This is a genomic window from Bacillus sp. UNC437CL72CviS29 (assembly GCF_000482345.1).
In the GTDB taxonomy this organism is placed as follows: domain Bacteria; phylum Bacillota; class Bacilli; order Bacillales; family Bacillaceae_G; genus Bacillus_A; species Bacillus_A arachidis.
This window is the reverse complement of the sequence record NZ_AXVB01000024.1, coordinates 60,487-72,549: the sequence shown is the minus strand read 5'-3', so window position 1 is coordinate 72,549 and position 12,063 is coordinate 60,487. Positions and strand designations below refer to the sequence as shown.

12 protein-coding genes are annotated in these 12,063 nt (G+C 34.9%); 3 read left to right on the top strand and 9 right to left on the bottom strand.

Going from position 1 to position 12,063, the window contains the following annotated elements; genetic code table 11:
- A partial coding sequence (locus M014_RS0117745) for a helix-turn-helix domain-containing protein (protein ID WP_026592920.1) occupies positions 1 to 329 on the bottom strand: 329 nt, incomplete at its 3' end.
- Positions 330 to 667: 338 nt separating this feature from the next.
- Here M014_RS0117745 and M014_RS0117740 point away from each other — a divergent pair.
- Complete coding sequence (locus M014_RS0117740; protein ID WP_026592919.1) at positions 668 to 916, top strand: hypothetical protein; 249 nt, start codon at positions 668 to 670, stop codon at positions 914 to 916.
- Positions 917 to 1,069: 153 nt separating this feature from the next.
- Here M014_RS0117740 and M014_RS0117735 read toward each other — a convergent pair whose 3' ends face one another.
- The 8 genes from M014_RS0117735 to M014_RS0117700 form a co-directional block, all read right to left on the bottom strand.
- Positions 1,070 to 1,657, bottom strand: coding sequence for a GNAT family N-acetyltransferase (locus M014_RS0117735; RefSeq protein ID WP_026592918.1), 588 nt, complete (start codon positions 1,655 to 1,657; stop codon positions 1,070 to 1,072).
- A 378-nt stretch (positions 1,658 to 2,035) separates the two neighbouring features.
- Positions 2,036 to 2,614, bottom strand: a complete 579-nt coding sequence (locus tag M014_RS0117730) for an ATP-binding protein (protein ID WP_026592917.1) — start codon at positions 2,612 to 2,614, stop codon at positions 2,036 to 2,038.
- A gap of 302 nt (positions 2,615 to 2,916) precedes the next feature.
- Positions 2,917 to 3,963 carry a DUF2332 domain-containing protein gene (locus M014_RS0117725; RefSeq protein ID WP_026592916.1) on the bottom strand — a complete coding sequence of 349 codons (1,047 nt, stop codon included), beginning with the start codon at positions 3,961 to 3,963 and terminating at the stop codon, positions 2,917 to 2,919.
- Between the two features lie 113 nt (positions 3,964 to 4,076).
- Positions 4,077 to 4,676, bottom strand: a complete 600-nt coding sequence (locus M014_RS0117720; protein ID WP_026592915.1) for a hypothetical protein — start codon at positions 4,674 to 4,676, stop codon at positions 4,077 to 4,079.
- Positions 4,677 to 4,850: 174 nt separating this feature from the next.
- Positions 4,851 to 5,894, bottom strand: coding sequence for an autoinducer 2 ABC transporter substrate-binding protein LsrB (gene lsrB / locus M014_RS0117715; protein WP_026592914.1), 1,044 nt, complete (start codon positions 5,892 to 5,894; stop codon positions 4,851 to 4,853).
- Positions 5,891 to 6,889, bottom strand: a complete 999-nt coding sequence (locus M014_RS0117710; protein ID WP_026592913.1) for an ABC transporter permease — start codon at positions 6,887 to 6,889, stop codon at positions 5,891 to 5,893. Before M014_RS0117710 ends, lsrB begins: the two co-directional genes overlap by 4 nt.
- Positions 6,886 to 7,863 carry an ABC transporter permease subunit gene (locus M014_RS0117705; protein ID WP_026592912.1) on the bottom strand — a complete coding sequence of 326 codons (978 nt, stop codon included), beginning with the start codon at positions 7,861 to 7,863 and terminating at the stop codon, positions 6,886 to 6,888. Before M014_RS0117705 ends, M014_RS0117710 begins: the two co-directional genes overlap by 4 nt.
- Positions 7,860 to 9,353: a sugar ABC transporter ATP-binding protein gene (locus M014_RS0117700; protein WP_026592911.1), complete on the bottom strand. Its 1,494-nt coding sequence runs from the start codon at positions 9,351 to 9,353 to the stop codon at positions 7,860 to 7,862. Before M014_RS0117700 ends, M014_RS0117705 begins: the two co-directional genes overlap by 4 nt.
- Positions 9,354 to 9,532: 179 nt before the next feature.
- Between M014_RS0117700 and M014_RS0117690 the strand changes: the two genes are divergently transcribed.
- Positions 9,533 to 10,483 carry a sugar-binding transcriptional regulator gene (locus tag M014_RS0117690; RefSeq protein ID WP_026592910.1) on the top strand — a complete coding sequence of 317 codons (951 nt, stop codon included), beginning with the start codon at positions 9,533 to 9,535 and terminating at the stop codon, positions 10,481 to 10,483.
- Positions 10,483 to 12,045, top strand: a complete 1,563-nt coding sequence (lsrK, locus tag M014_RS0117685) for an autoinducer-2 kinase (RefSeq protein ID WP_026592909.1) — start codon at positions 10,483 to 10,485, stop codon at positions 12,043 to 12,045. The genes M014_RS0117690 and lsrK overlap by 1 nt, the downstream gene beginning before the upstream one ends.
- Positions 12,046 to 12,063: the final 18 nt, after the last annotated feature.

The following is a 12,063-nucleotide window of genomic DNA, read 5'->3' as shown; positions in this document are numbered from 1 at the left end:
GATTGGACTTTATTGTTTTTCGACTTAAACCGAGGTGCTTTGTTTTGTTTGTTGAAGAATCGTGAATACGAGTCAGCGAGGTTGTGAAGAGAAGATTGAAGAGCCGTGCTGTCCACTTCTTTGAGCCATACAAATTCTTTTTTGAGGGCAGGTAATTGCGAAGAACAAGTGCCATAGGTGAATCCTTTCCCTGTTTCTTTATATCTATCATTCCATTTTGCCAAAAAGTAATTGAATACAAAACGAGAACAACCCATTGTTTTCGCGATACGTATTTTTTGTTCTGCATTAGGATAGATCCGAAACTTATACGCTTTATGGACGAGCACCACTTTCCACCTCACTTCCTATTTTAGTTTTTCTACATGCTTTTTTCATGATATTCATGAGAACGATATCATAATCTATTCAAAAAATACTTCTCTCGTATCATTTCTTCTTTTTTGTCGAAATTCCTCTGCCACCCTTCAAAAATGTATACATATGGAAAGACTTTTATAATGGAACAATTCCTTCTATGTAAGCATACTTCTTCCTGCGTCAGTTCTCTTCCGCAAGGAGAACCATTAGACTTTTATCTAACCACTATTCATCTCCCACCTACTCATTGGACCATGTCCTACCCATTCCTTGAGGTGGGAGTTTTCTGTCGGGAGATAATAAATTAGTGGAAGTAGCAGTTTTAACTGGCAGGGAAAATTATCGTATTTCCAATGAACATTGTTCAGCCTATCGGAAAAAACAAAAAATTCGCATCTTAAATTCTAAAACGATGTTGAGATCCCCTCCCCCTTCATTAACAGGGTTGTTTGTGGAATGGAGTTCATCGAAACAATCCAACTTTTTTATAAAACAGAAAGTTAATCCAAAAAGAAATGAAACCATTTTGATGAAGAGTTTATCAATACCTAATTGAACTACCCCCACCTACCGTTACGCGCTTGAGGTAGGGGTCTTCTCGCTAAATATGATAAATAATTTTAAGAACATTACATATTTTATATGACTAATAGTAATGTCCTTTCTTATTCCAGAATCGCGCCCTTTTCTGGAACAACAACATTTTCTTTTAATGATTTTTCATCCACTCTGACTTATTCAATATATAATGATTATATAGTTCGTTTTCTATCGTCTGTTGACTCAGATAAGTAAATCCACATTTTTCAATTACTTTATTTGATGAAATGTTGTTAATTAAAGCTACTGCGTTAATGACTTCCAAATTTGTATTTGTAAACAAATAGTCAATCAATCTTTTAGACGCTTTAGTAGCGTAACCTTTCTTTTGATATTCACTTGAAATAGCATACATAATTTCTCTATTCGGTAAAGGCAGCTCATCTTTTATGCCCGTACAGCACCAACCAATAAATTCATCTGTTTCCTTAATAAATACCCCTAGTTTTAAAAAATGACCATCTATGTTTGATGTATTTACAGCGGCATCAAGAAACGCTTTATTTGCTGGTATTTCGTAATTGGTAACCCAATCAACCCGCTGTTCTTTTGTTGATTTCCAGTCTGGCAAAAAATTAAATATTTCTGGTTGGTTTGATATTCTGTGAATACTATCTGCATCTTCAATTGAAAACTCTTGAAGATAAATATCTCTACAATCTATCCTAAATAATTTTTCTGGTGTTTTATGTTTCATAACTTTTCCCCTTGTATTTTTTTCACTTCAACTATTTGAATAATCTAGTTCTATTAAACCCTTTTCTCCCAGTATAACTTACAAATTCAAGATGAACCTTCAATTTCCTCTTTCCCCTAACAATTTGGCCCTTTAAAAAACTAACATGACTGACGTTTTTTAATGTATTGTAGTGTTTGCAAAATAAACTATTATCACTAAAATGGCTAAAAAATAACTAATTTCGATTAAAAAGCAGTCTTTTTGGCATTTTAATCGACTTAGGGAAATGAATAAACGATTGTTACTTGTTCGAGCAATAGCACCGCATTATCTTAATAACTTCCTCTTTTTAAATCAGTACACCTTATGTAAAACTCAAACATCACTGAATAATAATCAACGAACAACGGATAAACATGTAGCAATATGAACAACTTCTTTAATAACAAAATCAACTTCCTCGTTGTCTTTAATTACAAATAAATAATCTGCTTCACCTTCTACTGGATCAGTTACATCTTCTTGTAGAGATTCAGTCTGTTGTCGATCAAGCACTTCTTCAAAATTAGAATAAGCACCCCTAAATATATTAGTACTTCGCCTACTTTGAGTAACTCGTTCAAGAAGAACATCATCAGGAATATCAAAATGAACCAAAATACGGATAAACTCATCTTTATTAAATAACTCTTCAAGCAAGTACACTCGTCCATTTCGACTTCGATTTGAGTTGCAAATAATAAGATTTAAATCAGTGTGTTCTTTTGCATAATCGACAATTAGCTTTGAGAGGGCATGCTTAAGAGTATTAGGCCCTAGTTTCGGTTGTAAGTTCTTATAAAAAGTGTTTATAAATTCAGCGTGGTTATCTTGGTCCATAACAAAACAGTTATTTAGCTCTTTTTCTAGAGCTCTTGCAAATGTAGTTTTCCCACTATGGGTTTTACCTACTGTAATAATTACTAACCTTTTCATAGCTTCAACCTCCATTATTAAATGATCATTTTGTTACAACTTTGAAATAAAAATACATTAGAATTAAAAGCACTGCTTTATTAAGATGAAAATATAGGACTCAGATGAAGATACAATTTATTTGTTATCATCACTTGAGTTTCATTTTAGATATCTATTGTATCTTTTTCTTAATATAGTAATAGTCCATTCTGCTGCATCTCTCTGTAATTTTTTTGATTTGAAAATATAAGTTATAATAAGTAAGCGAGGAATTATAATTCGAAAATAAAAAGACAACTGATGATAGTTGTCTTTTACTTTTAGCATAACGACTTATCTTCCAATCTCCAACTAAACCACCGCGCATGACCATCTGTTTCCCCAACCGTTTCACGATATTCTTTTCCATTTATAAAATAATCAAGATGAAGATCTCTATCCCACATGTTGTTATAAAGATGGAAAACATCGCGTTTCGCTCCGATTTCTTTCACTTTATCTACTAAGTTATGTTTTATACTCTCTGGTATTTGATTCGCCACATGTGTGTGGAAAATGCAAATTACTGCATCATCTGGAATTTGTTCCACAACTTCTGAAAGAAGAGCTACTCCATCCCCTTCTATCAGTTTCACAGATTGTTCTTTTAAGCAAGCTGCTGCGTGATCAAACATTTCAAGTCGTTCTTCATGCTCAGGCCAAATAAGTGAGCGTAACCATAAATAATCTTCTTCATTCTTTAAATCATTTATATGTAAATCAAGTCCGATTCTTTCTATGACAGGTGGACTTTGTGGTAAGAAAAATGGCTGATTGTCCCCTTTTATTTCTGATTTCAATTGGACATTAGAATGTATATTTCCATATACTCCTCCTGTTCCATATGAATAACTATATTGATCCCAGAACAATTGTAGACCCGCACTTGTCCCAATTTCAATTAAAGCTAATGGTTTATTAACTTTATGAAACATATAACAAAAACTCGGATATAAATATGTACACCTTCTTACTTCGTTTGTTTGTACTAGCTTTGTTTTTAAAATATCGATTATCTCTTCTCGATGAAGCTTACAAAAATCTTTAAAATGGTGAAAAGCATGTTCTAGATTTTTTTCTGGATTCGCAACAAGACTACTATAATATTGTTTTAATACATGACTATTCCCTTTCAATAATAAATAGTGAACGGCACCAAGTAATAAGTTAGGAGTTGGCTGACCAAGTTGTGCGTGTGACGCTAATGCAAGAATTTCCTCATCTTCTGAAATTTCCAATGATAAATGTTCGTATAAATCGCTCGACCCTTTACTTTCCTTTATAGAAAAATTTCTAAATAAGTTGGAGATTTGTTTTGGTGTAAGCATTTATATTCCTCCTGACCATAAGTTCGAATATTCAGAATGATTATAACATAAATGGTTGAAATAGCATATTTTTACAAATAACCTTTTCATTTACTTAAAATCACAAATGAAGTTTAAAAATATATCTCCACACCATTAGGATCTTTTTGTTTCTTTTGATATAAAGGATTAAAATATACATATTTCAATGCCGTTTTACTATCAAGAATAGTTTCAATATGATTTATTTTTTTTTGAAATAGAAATGAAAGGTCCTGTTCTAATCCCGTTTTTTTTGTTGTCATTACAATTTTCTGTACTTCTTCTTTAGCCTGACTATCATCTATTGCATCCAAATTTGTTTGTAATTCAATTCGAAAACCATATGGTGTTGAAATGAAGCTTCTCTTTTCTCCTATATTTACTTTCCACTTTAATTTTTCAGCTTGTGCACAAATTGATTCACTTTCTTCTTTTGACGTTAGAAAACCAATATGATCAAATTTAATACTTTTTCCATAGCCAAAGGTTATATTAATCTTACCCTTTCTAGCCTCAATAATCCGAAAAAGTACCTGTTTATCACGAAAATCATCCCACGTTAATGGCGAATTAAATTGTTGAAATTCTCCATTATACTTTCCAATCCTGTTAGAAATGCGAAACCCATACTTTTTATAAAAATTCTCCATTTCTTCTAAATAAGGCGTCCAAAAATGATAATGAAATAACATTTAAATCTCTCCTCTGTATTCTATATATTTAATATAATTGTATAAACATGGCGTTATAATCACCTCTACCAGAAGCGGGAATTCTATTAATCTTTCTTCATACTTTTGAGGGATAAATTCTATCAAAAACAATAAAAAGTTCATTCCTTTCTATACAGGAATGAACTTTTTACTTTAAAAATTATACTTATCAATATTATCCTTCGTGAACACAACTCGTTCCGGCAGTACGATAATTCCGTTTCCATCTGCTTCGTAGTCATAGCCTTGAATAGAATTCGGTTCCACCTTTACTTTACCTATATTTGGAACTTCAAAACTATCCCCAACTTTTAATTTCTTCCCTTTTACCACAATTTCATTTGCAACATAAGTTGTAAGTGCTCCTTGTTGTTTTACATCCCATAATCCAAATTGCTGAACCGTTCCTCGTTTTACATAATCACGCATTACATTTGGAGTTGAAAATCCTGTCACAATTACTTTTTTATCCATTTTTAAGTTTTCAGCAGCCTGCGCCATTGCTGGAAGTGCCGTTGCATCAGGGCAAATTACTGCATTAATATCGGGATACGTTTTTAAAATACTTTCGCCAACCGATAATGATTTTTGTGCGTTATTTTCCCCGTACTGCGTCGTTACAATTTCCCAATTTGGATATTTTTCTTTTATAATCTCTTTTGCTTTTGTTACCCACTGGTTCTGATCTGTTACAGTCGGACTTGAATAGAAGAATGCTACTTTCCCTTTATCTCCAATTTGTGATGAAGTCATTTGAATTAATAGATTTGCAAGTTGCTCCGGCGTTCCTTGGCTTATATAAAATGAACGATCTTTCGGATTCACATCAGAATCCCACGTTAAAACGGTCATTCCTTTTTTCTTTGCTCTCTGTAATGATTGTGAAAGTCCATCAACTGATGTAGAGGAAACCATTAATGCATCATAGTTTTGATTAATAAAATTATTTATATACTTCACTTGGCCTGATACACTCGCCTCTGATGGTCCATCATATTTCACTTGCACGCCTAACTTATCTCCCATTTCTTTTGCCCCTTCACCACCCGATGTAAAGAAACCGACTCCTGTTAATTTCGGAATGAAAGCAAATTTTACATCATCTGCTTTTTTCTTGTCTGCTGTTTTGCTAGAACATGCGATTAAACCGATGATACAAATACACATAATAAGAAGAAGTCCCAGTTTTCTTTTCATGACATTTCCCCCTTATGCAAATTTCTTCTTTTCCTCATAGTGAGTTGCTGTAATTTGAAATGCCTAATAATAACAGAGAGGATAAGTATAATACCAATAACAACATTTGATTGTTCGTTTGTTAAGCCTGTCATTTGTAAACCGTACTGCATCATGCCAATAAATATACTTGCTAGTACCGTTCCGAGAATACTTCCTTTTCCCCCAGTAATGAGTGTCCCACCTAATACAACTGCCGTAATAACCGGCAGAATTGTCTCGCTTCCAATATCAGCTCGTGCTGAACCGAAATATGCTGTTAAAAAAGTGCCTCCTAACCCACCTCCTAACCCGGAAAGAATATATGCGATAATGACTACCTTTTTTGTACGAATGCCGGAATATTCCGCAGCTTTTTCATTCGTACCGGTTAGCGTAACATAACGACCATACCTTGTACGATGAAGTAAGAGTGCAAACAAAACAGTCAAAACGAAAAGTAACCATAGTAAATTAGGAATTCCTATAAAACTGCCATTTGCAAGTTGCACGTAAGAATCTGGTAACCCGCTTATTCCCTCATAGCCACTGGCATTTGAGCCACCCGAGATAACAAGTGCAATTCCTGCATATAAAAACATCGTTCCAAGTGTAACAACAAGAGGTTCCACACCTGTCATTTTAATAATTAGCCCATTGATACAACCGGCTAGACAACTAATAAACAAGGCAATAATCGTAGCTACAATAACCGGAAGTCCATTCATCCAGAGCACACCAATAAGAATTGAAGTAAGCCCCATAATGGACCCTACAGATACATCGATTCCACCTGTAACAATTACAAATGTCATCGGAATTGCGGCAATCGTAATAAAAACGAAGTCATTCATACTGAAAAGTAAATTACTAATATTAAAAAAATCATTGTTAAATAAGCCAAAAAGTATGAACTCAATAATAAGTAATACAATCAGAACCCCTTCCCATCTGAAAAATCCACGTGCATACTTCATTGATTCATCCTTCTTTCTTCCAGCTGTCTTATTCCCTTCCATTTTTTCAAAGTACTGTCTAATATAATAATAAGTAACAGTAAAAATCCTGATATAGTACTATTCCAGAAAGCAGGTATTTTTAAGAAGACTAGTGAACTACTAATAACTTCTAAAAAAATTGCCCCTAGTGCTGCTCCAAATATAGAACCTGTTCCACCTTTTAAATGTATCCCCCCGAGAACAGCGGCAGCAATTACTTGCAGCTCAATTCCTGTACCAGTTTGATTTGGCACAAAGCCGATATTCATAACAAATATGCATCCTGCAATCCCGGCGCTTATTCCCGAAATAATAAATGCATATATTTTCACCCTATTTACAGGTATTCCAATGAGACGTGCTCCATCTTCATTATCTCCAGTAGCATAAAAATATCTTCCAAAAGGTGCTTTCGTTAAAAAAATATATAATAATAGTAAAATAGCCAAAATGATCCATACTGAAATAGGTAGCCCTAGTATCATAACAGAAGACATCTGTTTATAAGACTTAGGAATATCTTCAATCCATTTGCCACCTGTATAGATCAACATTGTTCCTCTAATAATTCCTAACATTCCTAATGTCATAATAATTGCCGGCACACGAAACATCGTAACCCCAATGCCATTTATCATTCCAATGACAGCTCCAAGCAAGATTGCAGCAATAATGGAAATTAAAATGCTATTACCATTTGTCAAAGACATCCCACAAACCGCTGCACTTAACCCCATAATAGAGCCCACTGAAACATCGATATTTTTAGTAAATAATACGAATGATTGACCAATAGCTAGTATGACTAAGATAAGACTTGATTTCATAATTAAAGAAAGCGAACTAAACTGAACAAAACTAGGATTAATCATTCCTACAAGTGCTATGTAAATAAGTAATAAAATGATAATGGATGTTTCATGCATTTTAAATAGATTTGAAAAACGTTTCATTCCGTTACACCCTCCCTTCCTCCATATGCGAGACGTGTAACTTCATCTATACAAATTTTTTCTTTCCCCAAGTGAGAAACAAATTCTCCATTTCTCATCACATATACCCTGTTTGCCAATTGAACAATTTCTTCTACATCAGAAGAAATCAATAAAATTGCAAGTCCGGATTGTTTTAAACTTTGAATTGCCTCGTACACTTCTAATCTTGCTTTCGCATCAATCCCGCGCGTCGGTTCATCAAGAATGATTAATGTAGGTTCACAGGCAAGATATTTAGCTAATACAACTTTTTGTTGGTTTCCACCTGATAAAGATGTCATTTTTTCATCTTTACTAGGTACGGCTATCCGAAACTTACTAATATACGCTTTAGTTAAAGCGCTTTCTTTTTTGTGGTTTAAGAAAAAAGTACTGAGTCGGTGTAAAGACGCTGACGTTATATTTTCTTCAACAGATGCAATTGAAAAGATACCATTACCAGCCCTATCCTCAGGAACATATACCAACCCTTCATCTAGTCGTCTACTCGTCGAATACTTTGCAATTGACTTTCTTTCTAATAAAATAGCTCCCGACCGCACAGGTCTTAGCCCATATAATGCTTCTGCTAATTCCGTTCTACCTGATCCAACAACACCAGCAATTCCTACAATCTCTCCAGCATGTACGGTTAATGATATATTCTGAAATATATCACTCGACAGATTTGTTACCTCTAATACTCGTTGAAAATGTTTTATCGTTTCTTGAGGCGCCTCTTTCTTCTTCTCTTGTTTATAATCTTTTGGCAATAACCCCTCCATTAACATGTCATATGTATAGTCTGATACATTCCCTTGATTCACAATTATTCCATCTCGTAAAATAGCTACTTTATTCGCAATTTCAAAGATTTCCGGAAAACGATGCGTAATATAAATCATCCCAATTCCCTTTTCCTTTAAGCTTTTCATTAACACAAAAAGACTCTTTATTTCATGAGTTGTTAATGTCGATGTTGGCTCATCTAAAATAAGAATCTCTGCTTCTCTTATTAATCCCCTTAATATTTCTACTAATTGTTGCTGCGCAATTGATAATGAACTTCCAATTGCACTTAGCTCTATGTTCCATCCTAAACTTTTTATCAAATCTTTTACCTTTTTACGAAGTTCCTTCTTCTTTGCTTTTATTCCGATACATATATTTTCTTCAATTGTCATATGAGGAAAAATTAACGGTTCTTGTGGGATTAAATAAATACCATTTGAATGTGCTTCTGCTGGATTAGAAAAACTTTGCTCTCTTCCTTTTACATACATCTCCCCGGCATCATAAGAGTATAAACCTGTTAATATCTTCATCAATGTTGATTTCCCAGCACCATTTCCTCCTACTAGAGCGTATACATCTCCGCGTTCTAATTCCAATGTAACCTCTTTTAATACAAGTTGGTTTGAGAATGATTTACTAATTTGTTTCACCTCTAATAAGGGCACGTTCTTCACATCTTGTCATCCTCCTTTATGCGGAACAATTTTTGAGAAAATGATTTTTTGTTCTACTTGTTTTGTAGCATTGTATATCCCTTTTTTCATATCTAGAACAAATTTTTCTTCAGCATAATGGCTATTTCTATCGGTATAAACAAAATACATAACACATATGTTTAAGCATTGGTCAATTGTTGAAAGGGATGAAGAGAATGTCACAGCTGAGTTTTGAAGAAAATTTGTTAACAAAAGTAGCCTGGTATTACTATAAAGATCATTTAACGCAGCAAGAGATCGCTTCATTGCTTCACATCTCACGAAACAAAGTCGTTCGGTTATTAGATAAAGCACGAGCTGAAGGTGTCGTTACATTTCATGTAAAAGGTACAGGTTTACATTGCCTAAGCATTGAACGTGAACTGATTAAAAGATTTCATTTAAAAGACTCTTTTGTGATCCCTACGCCAATGGAAAATCCACCTTATTCTTTAGGAAAAGCTGCAGCGCAATATTTAGAAACTCATTTACAGCAAGGAGATTTACTTGGCATTGGTTGGGGAGAAACTATATCAAAAATGCTAGAAAACATCCATTTTGACATATCTATACAACCTTCGATCGTTACTCTTACAGGTGGTGTAAATCACTACCTTCCTAAAAAACAGAACTATCTCAATCACATGCAAGGAGAACTTCATATCATTCCCACACCATTTTTAGCATCTACAACTGAAATGGCACAAAGCATTCTTTCAGAACCAGCCGTTAAAGATATGCTACATGTCGCTTCACTTGCTAATACAGCAATAGTCGGTATCGGTGGTTTATCTCATGATGCAACAATTGTAAAAGAAGAAAAATTAACGCTTCGTGAAATGACCTATATACGTAGTCAAAATGGTGCTGGAGATATTCTAGGGCAATTTTACAATACACATGGAGAATTACTAGAACTTCCGCATCACGCTCGTTTAATTGGTACACCTCTTCCTGTTCTTCGAAAGATGAAACATGTAGTTGGTGTAGCTGGGGGTGAAGACAAAATAGATGCAATTTACGGGGCTTTAAAAGGTAAATTCATTCATACATTAATTACCGATGAGGACACTGCACTCTCCCTATTAAGAAAGGAAGGTGAATCATAATGTCTGCTCTATTAGCTTACGACGCAGGAACTGGTAGTATCAGAGCTGTTCTTTTCGATTTACAAGGAAATCAGCTGGCTGTAAGTCAAAAAGAGTGGGTTCATAAACCAGACTCTCGTTATCCTGGTTCTATGAATTTTGATGTGATAGAAAACTGGAAACTCGTTCAAGAGTGTACGAAAGATGTACTCAAAAAAAGCAATATATCCCCTTCTTCTATTAAAGGAATTAGTGCAACAAGTATGCGCGAAGGATTTGTTCTATATGATAAAGATGGTCAAGACATATGGGCATGTGCGAACGTTGATGGCCGTGCTTCTTTTGAAGTAAGTGAGTTAAAACAGATTCGTTCAAACCTCGAAGTAGAATTATATGAGAAGTCAGGGCAAACTTTTGCACTAGGTGCCTTACCTAGATTACTTTGGCTCAAAAAACATCAACCCGATATATACGATACAGTCCATTCTTTTACAATGTTAAATGATTGGATTCTCTATAAGCTATGTGGTGTGTTACAAATAGACCCTTCAAACGGATGTACGTCTGGTATATTTCATTTACAAAATAGAACTTGGGATAATTCCATTGCTGAGCAATGCGGCCTAACTTTAACATTTGCCCCAAAAGTAAATGAAGCAGGGACAGTTATTGGTCATGTAACAAAACAAAGTGCAGAGCTGACAGGGTTACACGCAGGAACACCGGTAGTTACTGGAGGTGGCGATGCTCAGATGGCCTCACTCGGTTCAGGAGTTGTAAACCCTGAACAAACCTTTATTTGCGGAGGTAGCTTTTGGCAACAAGAAGTAAATATAACAAGCCCAAAAACCGACCCAAACGCTCAAATTCGCGTCAATTGCCACGCTATCCCTACACTTTGGCAATATGAAACAATCGCTTTCTTCCCAGGTCTTGTTATGCGATGGTTTCGAGATGCTTTTTGCCAAGATGAAAAGGCACTTGCTACTAAACTAGGTGTAGATGCTTACGAACTATTAGAAGAACAAGCAAAACATGTTCCAATCGGATCATATGGTATTATTCCTACCTTTTCAAATGTAATGAATTATATTTCATGGCGCCACGCCGCACCTTCTTTCATTAATTTAAGCTTAGATGCTGATAAATGCGGAAAGAAAGAACTGTTCCGTGCAATCGAAGAAAACGCTGCATTTGTAACACTTGGAAATTTAAAATTAATAGAATCATTAACTGGAAAATTCCCTTCTGAAGTTATTTTTGCAGGCGGTGCTGCAAAAGGCAAGCTCTGGCCCCAAATTGTTGCGGATGTTCTCGGAATTCCTGTCAAAGTACCCGTTGTGAAGGAAGCTGCCGCTTTAGGAACAGCAATTGCCGCTGGAGTCGGCGCTGGCATATATGACTCTATGGAGGCTACTTCTCAGGAATTTGTAAAATGGGAGAGCTCATATGAACCAAATGCTGAACATCACGAACTATATCAACAATTCTATCAAACATGGAAATCAGTTTATGAAAAACAACTCCCACTAGCGGATGAAGGATTCACATCACATATGTGGATTGCTCCAGGTGCACTGTAACACATTACATAAAGGAGT

Excerpts from the sequence above, each read along its gene's own strand:
- M014_RS0117725 (WP_026592916.1), bottom strand. The coding sequence starts at position 3,963 with ATGCTTACACCAAAACAAATCTCCAACTTATTTAGAAATTTTTCTATA.
- M014_RS0117710 (WP_026592913.1), bottom strand. The coding sequence starts at position 6,889 with ATGAAGTATGCACGTGGATTTTTCAGATGGGAAGGGGTTCTGATTGTA.
- M014_RS0117705 (WP_026592912.1), bottom strand. The coding sequence starts at position 7,863 with ATGAAACGTTTTTCAAATCTATTTAAAATGCATGAAACATCCATTATC.
- lsrB (WP_026592914.1), bottom strand. The coding sequence starts at position 5,894 with ATGAAAAGAAAACTGGGACTTCTTCTTATTATGTGTATTTGTATCATC.
- M014_RS0117735 (WP_026592918.1), bottom strand. The coding sequence starts at position 1,657 with ATGAAACATAAAACACCAGAAAAATTATTTAGGATAGATTGTAGAGAT.
- M014_RS0117730 (WP_026592917.1), bottom strand. The coding sequence starts at position 2,614 with ATGAAAAGGTTAGTAATTATTACAGTAGGTAAAACCCATAGTGGGAAA.
- lsrK (WP_026592909.1), top strand. The coding sequence starts at position 10,483 with ATGTCTGCTCTATTAGCTTACGACGCAGGAACTGGTAGTATCAGAGCT.
- M014_RS0117720 (WP_026592915.1), bottom strand. The coding sequence starts at position 4,676 with ATGTTATTTCATTATCATTTTTGGACGCCTTATTTAGAAGAAATGGAG.